The sequence below is a fragment of the Xanthomonas sp. NCPPB 901 genome (genome assembly GCF_056725085.1).
Genome location: NZ_CM161511.1, coordinates 3,787,155 through 3,807,047, shown reverse-complemented (window position 1 = coordinate 3,807,047; position 19,893 = coordinate 3,787,155). Strand labels below are relative to the sequence as shown.

Sequence of the window (19,893 nt, the reverse complement as noted above, 5' to 3'; positions counted from 1 at the left end):
TGCCGCCGCACGACCCGTTGTCTTCGACCATGGATCACGCATTCCCGCCGTCGCGGGATGCGTCAGTCCTCGTAGCTCAGCACCATGCCGGGGCGCAGCACGCTGCGCGCGGACAGGCCGTTCTTCATCAACAGCGCCTGCACGGTGATGCCGTAGCGCTTGGCGATGTTCCAGGCGGTGTCGCCGTCGCGCACGGTGTGCGTGTGGCGGGAGCGGGCGCCGGTGCGCACGCTGCGGCTCGGTGCGGGGCTGTCGTCGGTGCTGGCCACGGTGGCGACGACCGGGGCGTCGTCCTGCACCGGCGGCGCGCTGTCCTGGGCCAGCACGGGGCCCCCCGCGCCGCGCGGCGCCAGCACCGGCAGCGCGCGCTTGGCGCTACGGCCACTGCCCAGCGCCGGATTCAGTCGCGCGAGCTCATTGCCCTGCAGCGCCTGGCGCCGTGCCCAGTCGTCCAGCGCCATCCCGGCGGGCAGGGTCTGCGCCTGCAGGATCGGCACGTCGCGGTCCAGCGAGGCCATCCATTCGTCGCGGGTCTGCGCCTGTTCCAGCACGCAGGCCAGCGCATGCAGCTTCTCGACGTAGGCGTAGGTGACCGAGGACAGCCCGGGCAGCTTGTCCGGCTGCGCGTTCTGCGCATTCATGCCGGCGCGGCGCATGGACTGCAGCACACGGTACTCGCCGGCGTTGTAGGCCATGATCGCCAGGCGCCAGTCGCCGCCGAACATGCCGTGCAGGGTCTTGAGGTAGCGTACCGCGGCGCGGGTGGAGTCCACCGCGGACAGGCGGCCGTCGTAGCCGTTCTCCAGCGGGACATCGTGGTTGCGCGCGGTGCCGGGGATGAATTGCCACAGGCCGGCCGGGCCGCCGCTGTTGCGCGCGGCCGGGCGGTAGCCGCTCTCCACGAACGGGATCAGCGCGAACTCGGTCGGCAGGTTGGCCGCGCGCAACTCGTCGACCACGTAGCCGAACAGCGGCAGCACGTCCTCGTCCTCGTCGGCCAGGCGCGACGGCGCGCGCGAGAACTGCTGCTGCCAGCGCGCATCGGTGGCGCCGGCATCGCAGCGCGCATCCGCCAGGCCCTCGCGGAAGCGGGCAAGGATGTCGTGGCCGTTACGCGTGGTCGGCGGCGGCAGCGCCGCCGCATCGGTCGGCAGGCCGTTGAGGCCGGCCACGGTTTGTTCCAGTGCCGCCGCGAGCGGGGTCGCGGCCGCCGCGGGGGGCGCCGCCGACGCCATCGCCAGCGTCAGCGCCGCCGTCAACGCCAGCGCCCTCATGCGCGGAAATCGTCTTTCCAGCGCCTCAGTTCGGCGAAGACTTCCACCTCGTCGGACACCCCCCGGCCGAGCCGGGCGCCGATCGCCTGCTGGATCGCCGCCGAGGCGGTGCGCAGGAACGGGTTGGTCGCCAGTTCGCTGGCGAGTGTGACGGGAACGGTGGGACGGGCAGCATGACGCATGGCCTGGGCTTCCTGATGGCGCTGCCGCAGGGCAGCGTTGGTGGGATCGACCGTGACGGCGAATGCCGCATTGGCCAAGGTGTATTCGTGTCCGCAGCACACCAGCGTCTGCCCCGGGAGGGCGGACAGGCGCTGCAGCGAACCCAACATCTGGGAGGGCGTACCTTCGAACATGCGCCCACAGCCCAGGCTGAACAGCGTATCCCCGCTGAACAGATGACCGTGGCCGACATAGGCCAGGTGCGAGCGGGTATGGCCGGGCACGGCCAGGGTATCGAACTGCCAGTCCAGCACCTTCACGACATCGCCGTCGCCGATCCGGTCGCACGCGAATCCGGCGATCCGCGGGTCGTCCGGCGCGTACACCGGCAGGTCGGGCCAGCGCTCGCGCAGCGCGGCGACGCCGCCGATATGGTCGTCGTGATGGTGGGTGAGCAGGATGGCGGCCGGCTGCAGGCCTTGCGCCGCCGCTTGCAGCACCGGCTCGGCCTGGCCGGGGTCGACCAGCAGCGCACGCCCGCCGTCCGTGGCGATCGCCCAGATGTAGTTATCCTGGAATGCGGGCAGGGCGATCAGTCGCATAGAATTGGCACCATGCCTGCCGTGTCGCTCCCTCGTCAAGCCAACGTCTCATCCTGGTTTGATACAGCCGGGGCGCAGGCGCTGCTCCAGGCCGAGCAGCCGTTGATCCTCGACGCCTTGCTCAAGCGTCCCGCGCAGCCCTGGCTGTGGCTGGCGCCGGTGCCGCTACCGCCGCCGGGACGCGAGCTGCCGGGGCGGGGCGTGCGTCTGCACCGCAGCGCCCGCGGCTATGCCGGCGACCTGGTGTGCACGCTGCCGCTGCCGCTGCCCTCCGAGAGCGTCAATGCCATCGTCCTGCAGCACGTGCTGGCCGCCGATGCGGCGATGCTGCTGGAGGAATGCGAGCGCATCCTGATGCCGGGCGGGCGCCTGTGGCTGTTCGCGCTCAATGCGATGAGCCCGTACCGGCTGCGCTGGCGCCGGCAGGGCCTGGTGGCGCGTCCGCCGGGCAGCTGGCGCGGCCTGCTGGAGCAGGTCGGCCTGCCGTGCATCGAGCAACTGCGCTATCTCGGGCCGGTGTGGCCGACCCGTGGCGGCGTCGGCCCGGCCACCTCCACCGCACCGCTGCGCGCGGTGTGCCTGCTGCAGGCGGAAAAACGTACCGCTGCCGGCATCGGCCCCATTCCATTGCGCGCGCCGGTCCGCTGGCGCGGCTCGGTCGCTTCCATCTGATTCGCGGAGTTTCATGAAGACTGTCGATATCCATACCGATGGCGCCTGCCTCGGCAACCCCGGCCCCGGCGGCTGGGCCGCGCTGCTGCGCTACAAGGGACTGGAGCGCGAGGTGGCCGGCGCCGAGGCGCACACCACCAACAACCGCATGGAGCTGATGGCCGCGATCATGGCCCTGGAGACGCTCACCGAGCCGTGCCAGATCGTGCTGCACACCGATTCGCAGTACGTGCGCCAGGGCATCACCGAATGGATGCCCGGCTGGGTGCGGCGGCAGTGGAAGACCGCCGGCGGCGATCCGGTCAAGAACCGCGACCTGTGGGAACGGCTGCATGCCGCGGCGCAGCGGCATACGATCGACTGGCGCTGGGTCAAGGGCCACAACGGCGACCCGGACAACGAGCGGGTCGACCAGCTGGCGCGCAACCAGGCCCTGCACGTGCGCGCCGGCGGCGCCGCGGTCGCGTCCTGATGTCGTCTTCCTTTTCCGCTGCGAGTCCCATGCGCCAGATCATCCTCGATACCGAAACCACCGGCCTGGAATGGAAGAAGGGCAACCGCGTCGTTGAAATCGGCGCGGTGGAGCTGCTCGAACGCCGCCCCAGCGGGCGCAACTTCCACCGCTACCTGCGCCCGGACTGCGATTTCGAGCCCGGCGCGCAGGAAGTCACCGGCCTGACCCTGGAGTTCCTCGCCGACAAGCCGGAGTTCCACGAGGTCGTCGACGAATTCCTGGAGTTCATCGACGGCGCCGAGCTGATCATCCACAACGCCTCGTTCGACCTGGGCTTCCTGGACTACGAGCTGTCGCGGCTGGGCGCGTCCTACGGCCGCATCCTCGACCGCGCCACGGTGATCGACACCCTGCTGCTGGCGCGCGAGCGCTTCCCCGGCCAGCGCAATTCGCTGGACGCGCTGTGCAAGCGGCTGGGCGTGGACAACTCGCACCGGCAACTGCATGGCGCGCTGCTCGATGCGCAGATCCTCAGCGACGTGTACATCGCGCTGACCTCCGGCCAGGAGGAGATCGGCTTCGCCCTGGCCGAGGACGGCGCCGGGCACGCGGCGGCGCAGGGGCCGGCGTTCGACATGACGATGCTGCTGCCGCGGCCGCGGGTCGTGGCGACCGCATCGGAGCTGGAGGCGCACCAGGCGCGGCTGGAAAAGCTGCGCAAGAAGGCCGGCCGCGCGCTGTGGGATGACGTCGAACCGGTCGTGGCGGAAGCGGTGGCCGCCGGCTGAAGGGTACCTCCAATAACGGCGCGACGGATGGCGTAGGAGCGGCTTCAGCCGCGAGGGGACGTTCCCCGTAAGGCCCCGTCGCGGCTGAAGCCGCTCCCACAGGGCAACCTGGAGCCGGCTCGCGTGTGGCGAAACCGCTGATTCGAGGCGCCCTGGAGTCGTTTGCGCGGACGCCAGCGGCGGCCGCGCCGCACCGCCCTAGTGGCAGCGCACCAGGATCGCGGTGATGTTGTCCGAGCCGCCTTCGTCGAGCGCGGCGGCGACCAGCATGTCCACGCACTCCTGCGCGCTGCAGTCGTCGTGGCTCAGCGCGTTGGCCAGGCCGGCGTCGTCCACTTCCTCGGTCAGCCCGTCGCTGCACAGCAGCAGGCGCATGCCCGGGCGCAGCTCGCCGGTCATCGTGGCCACGTTCAGGTGCTGCGGATCGGTGACGCCCAATGCCTGGGTGACCACGTTGCGGTGCGGATGCGCGCGCGCCTGCTCGGCGGTGAGCGCGCCCTGCGCGATCAGTTCCTGCACGTAGCTGTGGTCCTGGCTGAGCTGGGCCAGCTTGCCGTCGCGCCACAGGTAGGCGCGGCTGTCGCCGACCCAGGCTACCTCGAAGCGGTTGCCCTGCACCCGCGCGGCCACCACCGTGGTGCCCATCGGCAGGGTGTCGTTGCGGCGCTGCGAGGCGCGGATGATCTCCTCGTCGGCGATGCGGATGGCCTGCGCCAGCGCGGTGCCGCCGCGCACTTCGCGCACGATGGCCTCGCGCGCCAGGGCGCTGGCGACCTCGCCGCAGGCGTGGCCGCCCATGCCGTCGGCGACCAGCCACAGCCCCAGCTCGTGGTCGCCGTAGTAGGTGTCCTCGTTGAGGTCGCGGCGCAGGCCGACGTGGGTGAGGTGTCCGAATTCGATCATTGCGCGCCTGCGGCCGGCCGGTGTCTTTCTGGGGTCGAAGGGCATCATCGCGGTCGCGCGCGGATCAGGCAATCGCCAGCCGCGGCGCGGCGCAGGCGGGGTTCATCGCCCAGCGCCGCCGGGCGCGCGCGGGGCGCTGGCGGCGGGCCGCTTGTCCGCGCGCGGCGGGAACCGTATGATGCACGCCCCCGGTCCGCCGGGGACCACCCGGGAAGGTGGCAGAGTGGTTGAATGTACCTGACTCGAAATCAGGCAGGCGTTTATAGCGCCTCGGGGGTTCGAATCCCCCCCTTCCCGCCAGTTTCGCATCGGGCCCCGTCAGGGGCCTTTTGCTTTTCGGCGCTCGCGACAGCGTGCCGACGCCGGCTTAAGGCGTGGCCGTTACACTTTCCCTTCTCTCGTTTGTGGTGTCTGCCATGTCGGAAATCCTGGTGCCCGTGTCCTTCGGCGAACTGCTCGACAAGATCGCCATCCTGCAGATCAAGTCCGAGCGCATCGAGGATGCCGGCAAGCTGGCCAACGTGCGTGCCGAGCTGTCGGCGCTGGAAAAGACCTGGATGGCGCATCCGGCGGCCGGCGGCGACGTGGCGCGCCTGCGCGCGGACCTGAAGGCGGTCAACGAGCGCCTGTGGGTGATCGAGGATGAGATCCGGATCAAGGAGAAGGCGCAGGCCTTCGACGAGGAGTTCATCAAGCTGGCGCGCAGCGTGTACTACGAAAACGACGAGCGCGCGCGGCTCAAAAAGGAAATCAACCTGGCGCTGGGCTCCAGCTACGTGGAAGAGAAGTCCTACCAGGACTACCGCAACGCCTCGGCGTGAGGGCGGTGCCCGGGACGCGCAGTGCGCTCCCGGGCACCGGACGAACTCAGTCGCGCGCGACCAGCAGGCCGGTCAGGCGCCGCACCATCGGCAGCACCAGCAGCAGGGTAGGGAAGGCGACCAGCCAGGACAGTGCCCAGGCGCCGAGCCAGAGCGCGCCGACGCCAGGCGCAAGCCCGACGCTGCGCAGGGTGCTGATCATCGAGACGATGCAGGTCATCAGCACCGACAGCAGCAGCGGGCTCACCCAGGCAGCATGGCGCGGGGACAGCTTGCGGGAAAACAGCGGGGAACGTGACATTGCGGGACTCTCCGTAAGCCGGTCGATCGAAGGCGCCACCCACCGCGGCCTGCCAGGCCTGGGCGGGAAACAGCCCCGGACGGATCCGGCGCAGTTGGCGCGTTGATTGACGTAAACGCTTACGGCGGCTCCTGCGGGCCGGGGTGGGCGGCAGGACGCGCGGCGGATGGTAGGGCGGCGGCGCGCGCGGCGCAAGCGGTCTCAGTGGCCGTGGTCGGCGCGGTAGCGCTCGAAGGCGGCGATCGCGTCGTCCACGGCGATCAGTTCCATCACCCCGTCGAATTCGATCTTGCTGCCCCATTTCAGCTGCTCGGCCGGCTTGCCGAGGTACTTGCGCGCGGCGGCGTCGTACTTGTCCACGCAGTAGCGCAGGTCCGAATACGGCCCGCTGCGGCGCGGGTTGCTGGCCGCATGCAGGCCCAGCACCTTGGTCCCAATCGCGTTGGCGATGTGCATGGGACCCGAATCCGGGGTCATGACCAGCGCCGCGCGCTGCAGCAGCGCCGGCAGTTGCTTGAGCGTGTCGCGGCCGACCAGGTCGAGCACCGGCGTGCGCGCCGCGGCGACGATGGCGTCGGCGGTGCTGCGCTCCAGCTCGCTGCGGCCGCCGCACAGCACCACCCGCCAGCCCTGCGCGGCGGCGTGGTCGGCCACCGCGGCGTAGCGCTCGGCATACCAGTTGCGGCGCTGGTGGCTGGAGCACGGCGAGATCAGCAGCGCCGGGCGGCCGTCGTCGGGCCATTGCGCGCGCGCCCAGGCGTGGGCGTCGTCGGGCACCGGCAGGTCCCAGCGCACCTCGGTCTGGCGCAGCCCCAGCGGCTCGCAGAAACTGCCGATCGCATCCAGCACGTGGATGCCGGGCCGATCGGGGATGCGTTCGTTGACGAACAGGCCGTGCAGATCCTTGGAGCGGCTGCGGTCGTAGCCGATGCGCCGGCGTGCCGGCACGAACGCCGACAGCACGTTGGCGCGCAGCGCCACCTGCATCTGCAGCAGCGCGTCGAAGCCCTGCGCCGGCAGCGCGCGGCGCAAGGCGCGCATGCCGGCCAGGCCGCTGCGCTTGTCGTAGGGATGGAACACCACCCCCGGCAGGCCGTCCAGCAGCTTGTGTCCGGCCTTGTCGATGATCCAGTGCAACGCTGGCGCCTGCGGCCAGGCGCGCTGCAGGGTCCGCACCAGCGGCACCACGTGGGTCACGTCCCCCAGCGCCGACAGGCGCAACAGGCACAACGAAGGGAGCGTTGCCGGCATGGTGTTGTTAGACTCGCTGGATGGTTGCATTCGACGCCACCGAAGCGCTGACGCCGTACCGCGAGGGCCGCGGCTACGGGGCCATTCTGTTCGACCGCGAACGACTGCGGCAAGCCGAACCGACGCTGTTCTCCGCCGTCGCCTGGGGCGACCGCGCCCGCCCGGTGGATGCCGGCGGCCGCGGCGGCGCCTGGTTCGTCGAAGCGCCGTTCGGCAGTTGCGTGCTGCGCCAGTACCGCCGCGGCGGGCTGGTGGCCAGGCTGGTGCGCGACCGTTATCTGTGGACCGGCGCCGACCGCACCCGCAGCTTTGCCGAGTTCCGGCTGATGCGTGCGCTGATCGCGCGCAAGCTGCCGGTGCCGCGGCCGCTGGCGGCCTGCTATCTGCGCCAGGGGCTGCGCTACCGCGCGGCGATCCTGATGGAGCGGCTGGAGGGCGTGCGCTCGCTGGCCGACCGCGCGCATCTGGCCGGGCGCGGCGCGCCGTGGGAAGAGGCGGGACGGCTGATCGCGCGCTTCCATCGCGCCGGCCTCGACCACGCCGACCTCAATGCCCACAACATCCTGTTCGACGGCAACGGCCGCGGCTGGCTGATCGACTTCGACCGCGGCGTGCTGCGCATTCCCGCCACCCGCTGGCGCGAGCGCAACCTCAAGCGGCTGCGTCGTTCGCTGCTGAAGCTGCGCGGCGAGCGCAGCGTCGACGCGGTGGAGAAGGACTACGCGCGCCTGCGTCGTGCCTACGACCTGGCCTGGGAGCGCGGCTACTGATGACGGACTGGGCGCTGCGCTTCCAGGGCGTGGGCAACGCCTCGGCGGTGGCGTTGGGTTCGCCGATGGCCACCATCGAGCGCGATGGCCGGCCGTGGCTGACCATCGACTGCGGCGGCGAGGGGCTGACCGCCTACCAGGCGCACTACGGCGCCATGCCGCAGGCGCTGTTCGTCACCCACGTGCATCTGGACCACGTCGCCGGCTTCGAGCGGCTGTTCGTGGACAGCTATTTCTCCGCGCGCCGCGGCAAGGTGCGGCTGTACGTGCCGGCGACGGTGCTGCCGCTGCTGCACCGCCGGGTAGCCGACTACCCGAATGTGCTGGCCGAGGGCGGCGCCAATTTCTGGGATGCCTTCCAGTTGATCGCCGTGGGCGATGCGTTCTGGCACGAGGGCGTGCGCCTGGAGGTGTTCCCGGTGCGCCACCACTGGCCGGAGACCGCCTACGGCCTGCGCCTGCAGGGCGCGCTGGTGTGGAGCGGGGACACCCGGCCGATCCCGGAAATGCTGAACCGGTATGCCGACGACGGCGAACTGGTGGCGCACGACTGCGGTCTTCACGGCAACCCGTCGCATACTGGGGTCGACGATCTGGAGCGGGAGTACCCCGCCGAACTGCTGCGACGGACCATGCTCTATCACTATGCCAGCGCCGAAGATGCCCAGGCCCTGCGCGCGCGCGGTCACCGCGTGGCGCAGCCGGGCGAGCGCGTGGCGCTGGCCGCGCCGCGCGCGCCGCAGGTGCCGACGGGATGAACGCGCTGCCGCGCCCGCCGCTCGCGTCGGCGACGCCGGCGGACCGGCGCGGGCGACCGTTGCGCGACCTGCGCCTGTCGGTGATCGAGGCCTGCAACTTCCGCTGCGGCTACTGCATGCCGGCCGACAAGGTGCCGGACGATTATGGCTTCGACGCCGCATCGCGGTTGTCGTTCGCGCAGCTCGAGACGATGGCCCGTGCCTTCGTCCGCAACGGCGTGAACAAGCTGCGCCTGACCGGCGGCGAACCGCTGCTGCGCCGCGACCTGCCCGAGCTGGTGCGGCGGCTGGCGCGCATCCCCGGCGTGGACGATCTGGCCATGACCACCAACGGCACGCTGCTGGCGCGGCATGCGCAGGCCTTGCGCGAGGCCGGCCTGCGCCGGGTCACGGTCAGCCTCGACGCGATCGAGCCGGCCCTGTTCCGGCAGCTGTCCGGCGGACGCGGCGAGATCGCGCAGGTGCTGGAGGGCATCGAGGCGGCGGTCGCGGTCGGGCTGGGGCCGGTCAAGCTCAACTGCGTGGTCCAGCGCGGCATCAACGACGACCAGGTGTTGCCGTTGCTGGCGCATTTCCGCGGCAGCGGCCACGTGCTGCGCTTCATCGAGTACATGGACGTGGGCACCTGCAACGCCTGGCGTCGCGAGCGGGTGGTGCCTGCCGCCGAACTGCGCGACCGCATCGCTGCGCGCTGGCCGTTGCAGGCGCTGGCGCCGCACTACCCGGGCGAGGTCGCCGCGCGTTACGCCTTCGCCGACGGCGGCGGCGAGATCGGTTTCGTCACCTCGGTCAGCACGCCGTTCTGCGGCGATTGCCATCGCGCCCGGGTCTCGGCCGATGGCCATCTCTACACCTGCCTGTTCGCGGGCGAGGGCACCGATCTGCGCCCGGCGCTGGCCGGCGGCGAGGATGCGCTGGCCGAGCGCGTGCGTGCGCTGTGGCAGCGCCGCGACGATCGCTACAGCGAACTGCGCGGCGCGGCGCCGGCCACGCGCGGCAAGCACGTCGAAATGTTCCTGATCGGCGGTTGAGCGATGGACGCCGCGTTGCAAGGCGCCCTGGTCGCGCTGGAGCTGGAATTGCTGGAGCCGGCGGTGCGCGCCTCGGCCGAGCGTGTGGCCGCGCTGCTCGACGACGGTTTCGTCGAGTTCGGCGCCTCCGGCCGCCGTTTCGACAAGCCGGCAGTGCTGCGGGCGCTACCGGCCGAGTCGGGAGCCTTTCGTTACCGCGCCTTCGACATCCAGGTGCAGTCGCTGGCACCGGATCTTGCGCAGGTGCGCTATCGCAGCGAGCGCCGCGCTGGCGACGAACCGCCGCGGCAGGCGCTGCGCAGTTCGCTGTGGCAGCGCCGCGACGGCCGATGGCGCATGCTGTTCCATCAAGGTACGCCGATCTCCGGCAATGCCTGAACATCGCGCCGTGGGAGCGGCAGCGCAGTCCATGACCAAGAAAACCTCCGCCACGTCCGCGCGCGTCGCCGCGCCGGCGCTGACCCACCTGGACCCGCAGGGGCTGCCGACCATGGTCGACGTCTCCGCCAAGGCCGCCACCGCGCGCGTGGCGGTGGCGCAGGCGCAGGTGCGCTTTCCCGCGGCGGTGGCCGCGCAGTTGCGCGCCGATGCGTTGCGCAGCGCCAAGGGCGGCATCGTCGACACCGCGGTGATCGCCGGGACCATGGCGGTCAAGCGCACCCACGAACTGATCCCGTTCTGCCACCCGCTGCCGATCGACGGCTGCCGCTTCGCCATCGACTGGGCCTCGCCGCAGGTGCTGGGCATCGAATGCACGGTGCGCACCGTGCACCGCACCGGCGTGGAAATGGAGGCGCTGACCGGCGCCAGCGTCGCCGCGCTGACGGTCTACGACATGTGCAAGGCGCTGACCCACGCGATGACCATCGGCCCGGTGCGGCTGGTCGGCAAGCGCGGCGGCAAGCGCGACGTCGGGAGCGTGGCATGAGCGCCGCGGTGACCGTGCTGTATTTCGCCAGCCTGCGCGAGGCCGCGGGCATGGAGCGCGAACAGGTGCGTACCGCCGCGCCCGACCTGCGCGCCCTGTACGCCGAACTTGATGCCCGCCATGGCCTGCGCTGGCCGGCGCAGCGGTTGCGGGTGGCGGTGGACGGCGCCTTCGCCAGCTGGGACGACGCGGTGCGCGACGGCAGCGAAGTGGTGTTCATTCCGCCGGTCTCGGGAGGCTGAACCATGTCCACCGAACCGCGTTTCCGGCTGGCCGACCGGCCGCTCGACATCGCCACGTTGCGCGCCCCGCTGGCGCACGCCCAGGCCGGCGCCTATGCCAGCTTCGAAGGCTGGGTGCGCGACCACAACGACGGCCGTGCGGTCGACGGCCTGCACTACGAGGCCTACGCCGCACTGGCCGAGGCCGAGGGCCAGCGCATCGTCGACGAAGCCTTGGCCCGCTTCGCCATTCTCGACCTGCGCTGCGTGCACCGCATCGGCGAACTGGCGATCGGCGACCTGGCGGTGTGGGTTGGCGTGGTCGCCGCGCACCGCGACGCCGCCTTCGGCGCCTGCCGCTACGTCATCGACGAGGTCAAGGCGCGCGTGCCGATCTGGAAGCGCGAGCGCTATCGCGAGGGCGATGCGGGCTGGCTGCACCCGGAGACGCCAGCGCCGTCGCGCGAATAGCGGTGCGCACGATCAGGCCTTGATCGCGGTCTTCGTAGGAGAGGGTGGTAACCCCGCCGGCTGACCTCGGCGCCCGCGTCGATCGATACCGTTGCTGCCTTCCGGCCCTGGCGGGGTTTTCGACCTAGCGTCGCGAGGGGCCGACGGGGCCACCATAGAGACGAAACCGCGCCAGTGGCGCGGTCTTTCCCTTTGAGTTCTTGCGCCAGCGGCGAAGCGACTCTGCGAGGGAAGCGCAATTCGAATCTGGCGGAGAGAGGGGGATTCGAACCCCCGAAGCGCGGTTTAGACGCTTACACACTTTCCAGGCGTGCTCCTTCAACCACTCGGACACCTCTCCGGGTCTTGCGCGGGCCATGCGGTCCGGGCAAGGGCGGGAATTCTAGCCGTCATGGCCGCCGTTCACAAGGCGAGCCACCGCCGTTGCGTGAACTGCGCTCATCTTCGCCCTGTTCATCGTCGCAGGCAGCCCTGCGCCGAAGGCGGCGCGCGCGTGACGGCGGCTGACCGGATGACTGAACGATCGCGGTGGCCCGGCGTGGCACAATGGTGGTTCAGATGAAGACGGTCGCCTGATGTCCTATCTCGTTCTCGCCCGCAAGTGGCGCCCCAAGCGTTTCGCCGAGCTGGTGGGGCAGGAGCATGTGGTCCGCGCGCTCACCAACGCGCTGGACAGCGGCCGGGTGCACCACGCGTTCCTGTTCACCGGCACCCGCGGCGTCGGCAAGACCACCATCGCGCGCATCTTCGCCAAGTCGCTGAACTGCGAGCAGGGCACCAGTGCCGATCCGTGCGGCCAGTGCGCGGCCTGCCTGGACATCGACGCCGGCCGCTACATCGACCTGCTGGAGATCGATGCCGCGTCCAACACCGGCGTGGACGACGTGCGCGAGGTGATCGAGAACGCGCAGTACATGCCCTCGCGCGGCAAGTTCAAGGTCTACCTGATCGACGAAGTGCACATGCTCTCCAAGGCGGCGTTCAACGCGCTGCTGAAGACGCTGGAAGAGCCGCCGGAACACGTGAAGTTCCTGCTGGCCACCACCGACCCGCAGAAGCTGCCGGTGACGGTGCTGTCGCGCTGCCTGCAGTTCAACCTCAAGCGCCTGGACGAGGAGCAGATCCAGGGGCAGATGACCAAGATCCTGGCCGCCGAGCAGATCGAGGTGGATGCCTCGGCGATCGTGCAACTGGCCAAGGCCGCCGACGGCAGCCTGCGCGATGGCCTGTCGCTGCTCGACCAGGCCATCGCCTACGCCGGCGGCGCGCTGCGCGACGACGTGGTACGGACGATGCTGGGCACGGTCGACCGCACCCAGGTCGGGGCGATGCTGGAGGCGCTGGCCGATGCCGACGGGCAGCGCTTGCTGCAGGTGGTGGCCGGCCTGGCCGAGTTCTCGCCCGACTGGGGCGGGGTGTTGGAGGCGCTGGCCGAGGCCCTGCACCGCATCCAGGTGCGGCAGCTGGTGCCGGGCGCGGCCACGCCCGCGCTGGACGGACTGGATCCGGCGCCGTTGGCCGAGCGCCTGCGGCCGGAGATCGTGCAGCTGTGGTACCAGATGGCGCTGAACGGGCGCCGCGATCTTTACCTGGCGCCGAGCCCGCGCGCCGGGTTCGAGATGGCGGTGCTGCGCATGCTGGCGTTCCGTCCGATGGGCGCTGCGGCGCTGCCGGCCGGCAGCGCGACCGGTGCGGCCACGCAGGGGCAGGGCAATGCCTCGGCGGCGTCCGCCAGTGCGCCCGCCGCGGCGATGGCCGCACCTGCCGCGGTCGCGCCCGCTGCCCCTGTCGCGCCCGTGGTCGCCGCGCCTGTGCCGGCGCCCGCCGCACCCGCGACGGCCGCGACGGCCTCGCCCAGTGCGGCGGCGGCCCCGTTGGATCCGCCCTGGGATCCGCCGGCACCGCCGGCGGCGCGTCCTGCGCCGTCCGTGTCGGTCGCGGCGCCGGCGCCCACGGTCGTACAGGCCGCGGCCGCCGAACCGGAAATGGCGATGGTGCCGCCGCTGGCGCAGACGCCGCGCACGCATGCCGCCGTGTCCGACCTGCCGCGCGCGCTGCACAGCGCCGAGGACTGGCTGGAACTGGTCGCCGATTGCGGCCTGACCGGCCCGTCGCGGCAGCTCGCGGCCAATGCCGCCTTCGTCAGCCATGCCGAGGGCGTGCTGCGCCTGTCGCTGTCGCCGGGCTTCGAGTACCTGCAGTCCGAGCGCTCGCTCGGCGAACTGGCCGGCGCCCTGGCCGAGGCGCTGGGCCAGCGTCCGAAGATCGTCATCGAAAGCGGCATCGCGGTCGATGCCGAAACCCTGCACGAGCGCTCGCACCGGCAACGCGGCGAGCGCCAGAACGCGGCCGAGGTCGCGTTCATGAACGACCCGGCGGTGCAGGCGCTGATCCAGCAGCAAGGCGCGCGGGTCGTTCCCGATTCCATCCGTCCCTACGATGAGTGAACCACGATGCGCGGCAATATCGCCCAATTGATGCAACAGGCGCAGAAGATGCAGGAAAACCTGCAGCGCGCCCAGGAAGAACTGGCCAAGCTGGAAGTCACCGGCAGCGCCGGCGGCGGCATGGTCAACGTGACCCTGACCGGCGCCAAGGAGTGCCGCAAGGTGCGGATCGATCCGAGCATCCTGGCCGACCAGGAAATGGCCGAGGACCTGATCGCCGCCGCCTTCAACGACGCCTCCAACAAGATCGACGCCGAATCCAAGGCGCGCATGGGCGCGGCCACCGCCGGCATGCCGATCCCGCCGGGCATGAAGCTGCCGTTCTGAGGGGCTGGGATTCGGGATTCGGGAGTGGGGATTCGCGGTTTTCGCCAGTGCGCTGCCTCTCCTGCCTCGGTGAATTCCCTGCGTAGGAGCGGCTTCAGCCGCGACGGGGCTTTACTGGTAACGCCCGTCGCGGCTGAAGCCGCTCCTACAAGAACATCGCGTGACAGCGATGTTCCCCCTACGAATCCCCACTCCCGAATCCCGAATCCCCAGCCACATGAGTTCGCCGCTGCTCGAACAACTCATCGATGCGTTCCGCGTGCTGCCTGGCGTCGGCCAGAAGACCGCGCAGCGCATGGCCTACCACGTGCTCGAGCGCGAGCGCGAAGGTGGGCTGCGCCTGGCCGAGCGCCTGCACGAGGCGATCGAGCGCATCGGCCATTGCGCGCAGTGCCGCGATTTCAGCGAAACCGAGGTCTGTGCGATCTGCGCCAGTCCTGCCCGCGACCGCCAGCAACTGTGCGCGGTGGAATCGCCGGCCGACCGCCTGGCGATCGAGCACGCCACCGGCTACCGCGGCCTGTACTTCATCCTGCAGGGCCGGTTGTCGCCGCTGGACGGGATCGGTCCGCGCGAACTGGGCCTGGACCGGCTGGGCGCGCGGCTGGCGCAGGGCGAGGTGACCGAACTGATCATCGCCACCAATTCCACGGTCGAAGGCGAGGCCACCGCGCATTACCTGGCGCAACTGGCGCGCCAGCACGGCGTGCGGCCGAGCCGGCTGGCGCAGGGCCTGCCGCTGGGCGGGGAGCTGGAGTACGTGGATCGCGGCACGCTGTCGCATGCCTTCGGCAGCCGCAGCGAAGTGCCGCGCGCCGGCAGCGGCGAGTAGCCGCCGCACGCGGCTGCGGGGCGACGCCGAATTGGGCTATAACGGCGGCCCCTTCTTTCGTTCCGGGCGCGCTCCATGGACACCATCTTCGGCAAGATCATCCGTCGCGAAATTCCGGCCAGCATCGTCTACGAGGACGACGCCGTGCTCGGCTTCAAGGACATCGCGCCGCAGGCGCCGGTGCATGTGCTCTTCATCCCCAAGCAGGTGGAGATTCCGACCCTGGACGACCTGGCGCCGGAGCAGGCGACCCTGGTCGGCCGGCTGGTGCTGGCCGCGGCCAGCTACGCGCGCGAGCAGGGCCTGGCCCAGGACGGCTACCGGGTGGTGATCAACTGCCGCGAGCACGCCGGGCAGACCGTGTTCCATCTGCACCTGCATCTGCTCGCCGGCGCGCCGCTGGGGCGTTTCGGCACGCCCTGACGCGATGGCGGTCGGCGCCGTGCAGCCATAAAAAAACGCCGCTGGATCAGCGGCGTTTTTCGTTGCGGCAAAACCGCAGGGCTTACCACCAGCCCCAGCGCGGGCCCCACGGACCCCAGGGGCCGCCCCACGGACCGTACGGGTAGGCCGGCACCACTTCGACCTGGCGCACCACCGGCCACAGGTAGACCACGTCCGCGTCCATCTTCGGCAGGCGGTAGTCGTAGTCGCCGATGCGGGTGTTGTCGTAGCCGGACACGTGGCCGATGAAGGTCACCTCGCGGCCGGGTTCGAACACCGCCGGGTCGTAGAAGCCGGCGCGGCAGGCGATGAAACGGCCATCGCTGGCGTCGGCCGAGTCGCTGTCCGGGCGGCCGCTGGCATTGAGCGGGCGCGACAGCATCTGGAAGCAGGTCTGGCCCTGGCCGGGCGTGGTCTTGATGATCTTGCCGCCCCAGCGCACCGGCGCGCCGGGCTGCTGGCCGGCGACCGAGTCGCGCGGGCTGATGGGCGCGAACTGGCCCTGCAGCGGCTTGGGGGCAGTGGCGCAGGCGCCGAGCGCCAACGCAGCGATCACGGGGAACAGCAGGCGAATCTTCATCGGGATGCTCCAGTGGGCGGACGGTGCCTGCGCAGGTCGCGCAACAGTGAAGCGCTGTCCGAATCCGCGCCAGCGTAGCGCGCATCGGCGAAACGCTGGCTGAGTGAAATCAGGCTCGCATCGCCGGTTTCCCGCTGCACGCGCGCCGCCCACGCCAGTGCCGGTTCGTGCGGTTCGCGGCCCTGGCCGCGCTTGGCGTAGCGCCGGCCCAGGCCGCGCCAGGCACGCAGCAACGGATCGCGCTCGCGCTCGCCACGGGCCAGCCACCACGCCATCGCGCCCAGCAGCAGCGCCGCGAATCCGGCGAACAGCGCCACCAACTGGCCGGGGTCCAGCCGGGCGATGCCGAACTGGCTGAGCAGGCGCTGCTGGCGGTTGGCATCGAAGGACAGTACCAGGTCGTTCCAGCCGCGCCGCGCCCAGTCGGCGAGGTCGCGCCAGCGCCAGTCGGCGTCGCCGCCCTGTGCGCCGGCGCCGCTGCCCAGGCGGTCCTCCAGGGTGTCGTAGATGCGTTCCGGGGCCACCGCCGCGGTCGGGTCCACCCGCACCCAGCCGCGTTGCGGCAGCCACACCTCGGCCCAGGCGTGCGCGTCCATGCGCCGCACCACCCAGTAGTTGCCGAACGGATTGCGGGTGCCGCCGGCATAGCCGGTGACCACCCGCGCGGGAATGCCGGCACCGCGCATCAGCACCACGAACGCCGAGCTGAAGTGCTCGCAGAACCCGGCCTTCTGCTGGAACAGGAATTCGTCCACGCCGTCGCGGCCGGGCAGCGGCGTCTGCAGGGTGTAGGCGAAGTCGCGGCGGATCCATTGCAGGGCGCGGGCGACGATCGCCGCATCGTCGGCGCCGGCCTGTTGCCGCCACTGCCGGGCCAGCGCCAGGGTGCGCGGGTTGTAGCCCGGCGGCAGCGCCAACGCACGCTGCCGCTGCGCCGGGCCGAGATCGGCCTCGACTCGCTGCGGCGGTGCCGAGCGCAGCCGCCAGCGGGTCAGTGCGCTGAGCGGGCGCTCGGTCTGCAGCACCGCGTCGGCGCTGAGCCGGGTGCCGGCCGGCGCTTGCAGCGGCAGGTCCAGCGCGACCAGTTGCCGGCGGTCGGTCGGCTCCACTTCGAGTTGGTAGTCCCAGCCGCCCGGCGCGAACTGCACCGCCGGTGCCGGCGCCCAGGCGTTGCTGCGCAGTGCGCGCCAGGTGCGGCCGTCGAAATCCCACAGCACCGGGCCGCGCCAGTAGCGCTGCGCCGGTGCCGGCACCGGGCCGAAGAACTGCACGCGCAGCGCCGGGGTGTCGTCGGCCATCAGGTCCAGCCATTGCCCCGGGCTCATCGTGTCCGACAGGCCGGGGCGGCCCATGGCGCGTTCCGGCACGCCCCACAGCGGCGAGCCCAGCCGCGGGAACAGCCAGAACGCGGCCAGGGCCAGCGGCAGGCCCAGCGCCAGCAGGCGGCCGACGCCGCGCAGTTGCCCGCGCAAGGGACGGCGCATGCTGTGTCCTTCCTGGTCGGCCAGGCGCTGCATGCACAGCAGCGCCGCGATCACCGCGGCCAGCCCCAGCGCCATCGTCAGCGGCCCCTGGTCGAGCAGGAACGCGGCGAACGGCGCGAACAGGGCGAAGCCGAGCAGGCTGCGCGCATCGCGCAGGCTCTTCAGTTCCGAGGGCTTGATCGCCAGCATCGCCGCCAGCAGCGCACAGCCGGTATCGCGGCCGAAGCGCAGGCCGACCTGCCAGTACAGCGCCGCGAGCATCGCCGCGACCAGGGCCAGGCGCAGCAGCGCCGGCATCGGCCGCCACGCCGAACTGGCGCCGACCAGCAGCGCGGACAGCGCGATCAGCCAGGCCAGCGTGGCGGGCAACTGCAGCAGCAGCGGCAGCAACGCCAGCAGCGCCGCGCCCAGCGCCCAGGCGCGGCTGGCGGTGTGCAGCGCGGGCGAACGCGGCTCAGTCATGCGGCAGCAGCGCCAGCGCGCGCAGGCACAGATGCCGGTGCTGCGGGCCGCGGCCCGGCCCCAGCGCCGGCTGCCCCGGCAGCAGCAGGCGGTAGCGGCGGCCGTCGCGCTCGGCGTCCTCGACCCAGCGCGCCAGCCGCGCGATGCGGCGTTCGTGCGGCAACCCCGGCAGCGCGCGCCAGTCCAGCACCACGTCCACCCCGATCGGGCGTTCGTACTCGCGCACCAGCAAGGTGTCGCGGCGTGCCGAGTGCTTCCAGGCGATCGCCCGCGGCGCGTCGCCGGCGCGGTAGGGACGCAATTGGTGCAGTTCCTCGCCGAGCGCGTGCAGGCGGGTCTGGGTCGGGGTGCCGGCACCGGTCGGCAGCGGCGGACCGTCGGCTTCCGGTTGCGGGTAGACCAGCAGCGGGGTGTCCGGCCAGAACCAGGCCCAGGCGCGCAGCAGTCCCAGCGGCTGGGTGGTGGAGACCTGCACGCGCTGCAGGTCGAGCCAGCCGCGGCGTTCGGTGGGCACCTCCAGGTCGGCCTCGTTGCGGTCGTCGCGGTGCAGGTCCAGGTAGGTGTGCGCGGCGCCGTGGCGCACGCGCAGGCCGCGCCGGCGGCGGCCGTCGGCGGTGGCCAGCGCCAACCGCAGGCGCAGCGGTTGTCCGGCCGGGACCGGCTCGGCCGACAGCGCCTCCAGCCGCAACCCGGACAACTGCAGGTGGGCGACGATGGCGCTGGCCATCGCCGCTGCGCCGAGCAGCATCGCCAGCAGCAGCGCCGGGTTGTTGTTGTAGTTCAGCGCGCCGAGCAGCATCGCCGCCAGCAGCAGCGCCAGGAAGCCGCCGAACGGAGTCGGCAGGATGTAGATGCGGCGCCGATCCAGATGGATCGGCAGCGCTTCCGGCGCGCGCGGCGCGGCGAGTTGCGCCAGTCGCTGCCGCCAGCCCGGCATGCGCGTCAGTCCACCGCGACGCTGTGCAGGATCGCCTTGGCCAGGGCCTGGCCGGAGGCCGATTCCTGTTCCGCCACCAGGCGGTGCTCGGCGACGGCGACGAACAGCGCCTGCACGTCGTCGGGCAGCACGTGGCCGCGGCCGAGCAGCAGCGCATGCGCCTTGGCCGCGCGCAGCAGGGCGATGCCGGCGCGCGGCGACAGGCCCACGCGCACGCCCGGATGCTGGCGGCTGCGCGCCAGCAGCGCCTGCACGTAGCCGACCAGCGCCGCGCTGGCATGGATCTGCTCCACGCTCTGGCGCAGCGTGGCCATGTCGGCCTCGCCGAGCAGCGGCTGCGCCTGCGCGATCAGGTCGCGGCGGTCGCTGCCGCTGAGCAGCGCGCGTTCGGCCTCGGCATTGGGATAGCCCAGCGCCAGGCGCAGCAGGAAGCGGTCCAGTTGCGAGTCGGGCAACGGGAAGGTGCCGGACAGGTCCACCGGATTCTGCGTGGCGATGACGAAGAACGGCGACGGCAGCGGATGGGTGGTGCCGTCGAGGGTGACCTGCTGCTCGGCCATCGCTTCCAGCAGTGCGCTCTGCGTGCGCGGCGGCGCGCGGTTGATCTCGTCGGCGAGCAGCACGTGGGTGAACACCGGGCCCGGATGGAATTGGAACTGGCGCGACTGCGCGTCGTACACCGATACGCCGAGCACATCCGCCGGCAGCAGATCGGAGGTGAACTGCACGCGCTGGAAGCCCAGCCCCAGGCTCGCCGCCAGCGCATGCGCCAGCGTGGTCTTGCCCAGGCCGGGCAGATCCTCGATCAGCAGATGTCCGCCGGACAGCAGGGCGACAAAGGCCATGCGCACCTGTTGCGGCTTGCCCAGCACCAGCGCGTTGACCTGCTGCTGGGCGCGCGTGAGCGCCTCGCGCAGGGGATCGGTTAGCATTTCCGGCAAGCGGGGCGGACTGGACATCGCATTCTCGCAAC

Annotated in this window: 24 protein-coding genes, 2 tRNA genes and 1 other RNA gene; 16 read left to right on the top strand and 11 right to left on the bottom strand. The window is 71.5% G+C overall.

The genetic code is table 11. The annotated features are described in order from the left end of the window. Positions 1 to 62: 62 nt before the first annotated feature. Entirely contained in the window at positions 63 to 1,274 is a 1,212-nt protein-coding gene (locus tag AC1PME_RS15995; protein ID WP_254458898.1) for a lytic transglycosylase domain-containing protein, read from the bottom strand. Then, positions 1,271 to 2,038, bottom strand: a complete 768-nt coding sequence (gene gloB, locus AC1PME_RS15990; RefSeq protein WP_481096416.1) for a hydroxyacylglutathione hydrolase — start codon at positions 2,036 to 2,038, stop codon at positions 1,271 to 1,273. Before gloB ends, AC1PME_RS15995 begins: the two co-directional genes overlap by 4 nt. A 12-nt stretch (positions 2,039 to 2,050) precedes the next feature. On the opposite strand from gloB, the gene AC1PME_RS15985 reads away from it, so the two are divergent. Genes AC1PME_RS15985 through dnaQ form a run of 3 tightly spaced genes read left to right on the top strand, consistent with a single transcriptional unit; the run spans position 2,051 to position 3,952 of the window. Further along, positions 2,051 to 2,710, top strand: a complete 660-nt coding sequence (locus tag AC1PME_RS15985) for a class I SAM-dependent methyltransferase (RefSeq protein WP_307551962.1) — start codon at positions 2,051 to 2,053, stop codon at positions 2,708 to 2,710. 13 nt (positions 2,711 to 2,723) lie between these two features. Beyond that, the gene (gene rnhA, locus AC1PME_RS15980) at positions 2,724 to 3,182 is read left to right on the top strand and encodes a ribonuclease HI (RefSeq protein WP_254458895.1); all 459 of its coding nucleotides are present in this window, start codon (positions 2,724 to 2,726) and stop codon (positions 3,180 to 3,182) included. A 29-nt stretch (positions 3,183 to 3,211) separates the two neighbouring features. Continuing rightward, complete coding sequence (gene dnaQ, locus AC1PME_RS15975) at positions 3,212 to 3,952, top strand: DNA polymerase III subunit epsilon (protein ID WP_307551960.1); 741 nt, start codon at positions 3,212 to 3,214, stop codon at positions 3,950 to 3,952. A 198-nt stretch (positions 3,953 to 4,150) separates the two neighbouring features. On the opposite strand, the gene AC1PME_RS15970 is transcribed toward dnaQ, so the two are convergent. Beyond that, a complete protein-coding gene (locus tag AC1PME_RS15970; RefSeq protein WP_254458893.1) occupies positions 4,151 to 4,855 on the bottom strand; it encodes a PP2C family protein-serine/threonine phosphatase in 705 nt (234 codons plus the stop codon). A 209-nt stretch (positions 4,856 to 5,064) separates the two neighbouring features. Between AC1PME_RS15970 and AC1PME_RS15965 the strand changes: the two genes are divergently transcribed. Next, positions 5,065 to 5,155, top strand: a tRNA-Ser gene (locus AC1PME_RS15965). A 116-nt stretch (positions 5,156 to 5,271) separates the two neighbouring features. Further along, positions 5,272 to 5,676 carry a DUF6165 family protein gene (locus AC1PME_RS15960; protein ID WP_254458892.1) on the top strand — a complete coding sequence of 135 codons (405 nt, stop codon included), beginning with the start codon at positions 5,272 to 5,274 and terminating at the stop codon, positions 5,674 to 5,676. A 46-nt stretch (positions 5,677 to 5,722) separates the two neighbouring features. On the opposite strand, the gene AC1PME_RS15955 is transcribed toward AC1PME_RS15960, so the two are convergent. Together AC1PME_RS15955 and AC1PME_RS15950 are read right to left on the bottom strand one after the other, a co-directional pair. Further along, positions 5,723 to 5,977, bottom strand: a complete 255-nt coding sequence (locus AC1PME_RS15955) for a DUF2798 domain-containing protein (RefSeq protein ID WP_254458891.1) — start codon at positions 5,975 to 5,977, stop codon at positions 5,723 to 5,725. A 201-nt stretch (positions 5,978 to 6,178) separates the two neighbouring features. Continuing rightward, positions 6,179 to 7,228 carry a glycosyltransferase family 9 protein gene (locus AC1PME_RS15950; protein WP_481096415.1) on the bottom strand — a complete coding sequence of 350 codons (1,050 nt, stop codon included), beginning with the start codon at positions 7,226 to 7,228 and terminating at the stop codon, positions 6,179 to 6,181. Between the two features lie 20 nt (positions 7,229 to 7,248). Between AC1PME_RS15950 and AC1PME_RS15945 the strand changes: the two genes are divergently transcribed. Genes AC1PME_RS15945 through AC1PME_RS15915 form a run of 7 tightly spaced genes read left to right on the top strand, consistent with a single transcriptional unit; the run spans position 7,249 to position 11,407 of the window. Further along, positions 7,249 to 7,998 carry a 3-deoxy-D-manno-octulosonic acid kinase gene (locus AC1PME_RS15945; protein WP_307551955.1) on the top strand — a complete coding sequence of 250 codons (750 nt, stop codon included), beginning with the start codon at positions 7,249 to 7,251 and terminating at the stop codon, positions 7,996 to 7,998. Continuing rightward, complete coding sequence (locus AC1PME_RS15940; protein WP_481096414.1) at positions 7,998 to 8,756, top strand: MBL fold metallo-hydrolase; 759 nt, start codon at positions 7,998 to 8,000, stop codon at positions 8,754 to 8,756. Before AC1PME_RS15945 ends, AC1PME_RS15940 begins: the two co-directional genes overlap by 1 nt. Beyond that, positions 8,753 to 9,787: a GTP 3',8-cyclase MoaA gene (gene moaA / locus AC1PME_RS15935; protein WP_481096413.1), complete on the top strand. Its 1,035-nt coding sequence runs from the start codon at positions 8,753 to 8,755 to the stop codon at positions 9,785 to 9,787. Before AC1PME_RS15940 ends, moaA begins: the two co-directional genes overlap by 4 nt. Before the next feature lie 3 nt (positions 9,788 to 9,790). Next, positions 9,791 to 10,165, top strand: a complete 375-nt coding sequence (locus tag AC1PME_RS15930) for a nuclear transport factor 2 family protein (RefSeq protein ID WP_481096412.1) — start codon at positions 9,791 to 9,793, stop codon at positions 10,163 to 10,165. Between the two features lie 31 nt (positions 10,166 to 10,196). Further along, positions 10,197 to 10,715 (top strand): cyclic pyranopterin monophosphate synthase MoaC, encoded by a 519-nt coding sequence (gene moaC, locus AC1PME_RS15925; RefSeq protein ID WP_481096411.1) that lies wholly within the window; start codon positions 10,197 to 10,199, stop codon positions 10,713 to 10,715. Beyond that, positions 10,712 to 10,957 carry a MoaD/ThiS family protein gene (locus AC1PME_RS15920; RefSeq protein ID WP_481096410.1) on the top strand — a complete coding sequence of 82 codons (246 nt, stop codon included), beginning with the start codon at positions 10,712 to 10,714 and terminating at the stop codon, positions 10,955 to 10,957. Before moaC ends, AC1PME_RS15920 begins: the two co-directional genes overlap by 4 nt. A gap of 3 nt (positions 10,958 to 10,960) precedes the next feature. After that, on the top strand, positions 10,961 to 11,407 hold the full coding sequence (locus AC1PME_RS15915) for a molybdenum cofactor biosynthesis protein MoaE (RefSeq protein WP_481096409.1): 447 nt from the start codon (positions 10,961 to 10,963) through the stop codon (positions 11,405 to 11,407). A 50-nt stretch (positions 11,408 to 11,457) separates the two neighbouring features. On the opposite strand, the gene ffs is transcribed toward AC1PME_RS15915, so the two are convergent. Together ffs and AC1PME_RS15905 are read right to left on the bottom strand one after the other, a co-directional pair. Then, positions 11,458 to 11,554, bottom strand: an RNA gene (gene ffs / locus AC1PME_RS15910) — signal recognition particle sRNA small type. Between the two features lie 100 nt (positions 11,555 to 11,654). Further along, positions 11,655 to 11,747: transfer RNA gene (locus AC1PME_RS15905), tRNA-Ser, on the bottom strand. A gap of 235 nt (positions 11,748 to 11,982) precedes the next feature. Between AC1PME_RS15905 and dnaX the strand changes: the two genes are divergently transcribed. The 4 genes from dnaX (at position 11,983) to AC1PME_RS15885 (ending at position 15,436) form a co-directional block, all read left to right on the top strand. Then, positions 11,983 to 13,854 carry a DNA polymerase III subunit gamma/tau gene (gene dnaX, locus AC1PME_RS15900; RefSeq protein ID WP_481096408.1) on the top strand — a complete coding sequence of 624 codons (1,872 nt, stop codon included), beginning with the start codon at positions 11,983 to 11,985 and terminating at the stop codon, positions 13,852 to 13,854. 6 nt (positions 13,855 to 13,860) lie between these two features. Next, entirely contained in the window at positions 13,861 to 14,181 is a 321-nt protein-coding gene (locus AC1PME_RS15895; protein WP_017909282.1) for a YbaB/EbfC family nucleoid-associated protein, read from the top strand. Between the two features lie 217 nt (positions 14,182 to 14,398). After that, complete coding sequence (recR, locus tag AC1PME_RS15890) at positions 14,399 to 15,013, top strand: recombination mediator RecR (protein ID WP_307551943.1); 615 nt, start codon at positions 14,399 to 14,401, stop codon at positions 15,011 to 15,013. 75 nt (positions 15,014 to 15,088) lie between these two features. Continuing rightward, the gene (locus tag AC1PME_RS15885; protein WP_010342491.1) at positions 15,089 to 15,436 is read left to right on the top strand and encodes a histidine triad nucleotide-binding protein; all 348 of its coding nucleotides are present in this window, start codon (positions 15,089 to 15,091) and stop codon (positions 15,434 to 15,436) included. Positions 15,437 to 15,518: 82 nt separating this feature from the next. On the opposite strand, the gene AC1PME_RS15880 is transcribed toward AC1PME_RS15885, so the two are convergent. Genes AC1PME_RS15880 through AC1PME_RS15865 form a run of 4 tightly spaced genes read right to left on the bottom strand, consistent with a single transcriptional unit; the run spans position 15,519 to position 19,879 of the window. After that, complete coding sequence (locus AC1PME_RS15880; protein ID WP_481096407.1) at positions 15,519 to 16,037, bottom strand: Slp family lipoprotein; 519 nt, start codon at positions 16,035 to 16,037, stop codon at positions 15,519 to 15,521. Next, positions 16,034 to 17,983: a transglutaminase TgpA family protein gene (locus AC1PME_RS15875; RefSeq protein WP_481096406.1), complete on the bottom strand. Its 1,950-nt coding sequence runs from the start codon at positions 17,981 to 17,983 to the stop codon at positions 16,034 to 16,036. Before AC1PME_RS15875 ends, AC1PME_RS15880 begins: the two co-directional genes overlap by 4 nt. Further along, complete coding sequence (locus tag AC1PME_RS15870; protein WP_307551938.1) at positions 17,976 to 18,920, bottom strand: DUF58 domain-containing protein; 945 nt, start codon at positions 18,918 to 18,920, stop codon at positions 17,976 to 17,978. Before AC1PME_RS15870 ends, AC1PME_RS15875 begins: the two co-directional genes overlap by 8 nt. Positions 18,921 to 18,925: 5 nt before the next feature. Further along, a complete protein-coding gene (locus AC1PME_RS15865) occupies positions 18,926 to 19,879 on the bottom strand; it encodes an AAA family ATPase (protein WP_307551936.1) in 954 nt (317 codons plus the stop codon). Positions 19,880 to 19,893 lie beyond the last annotated feature (14 nt).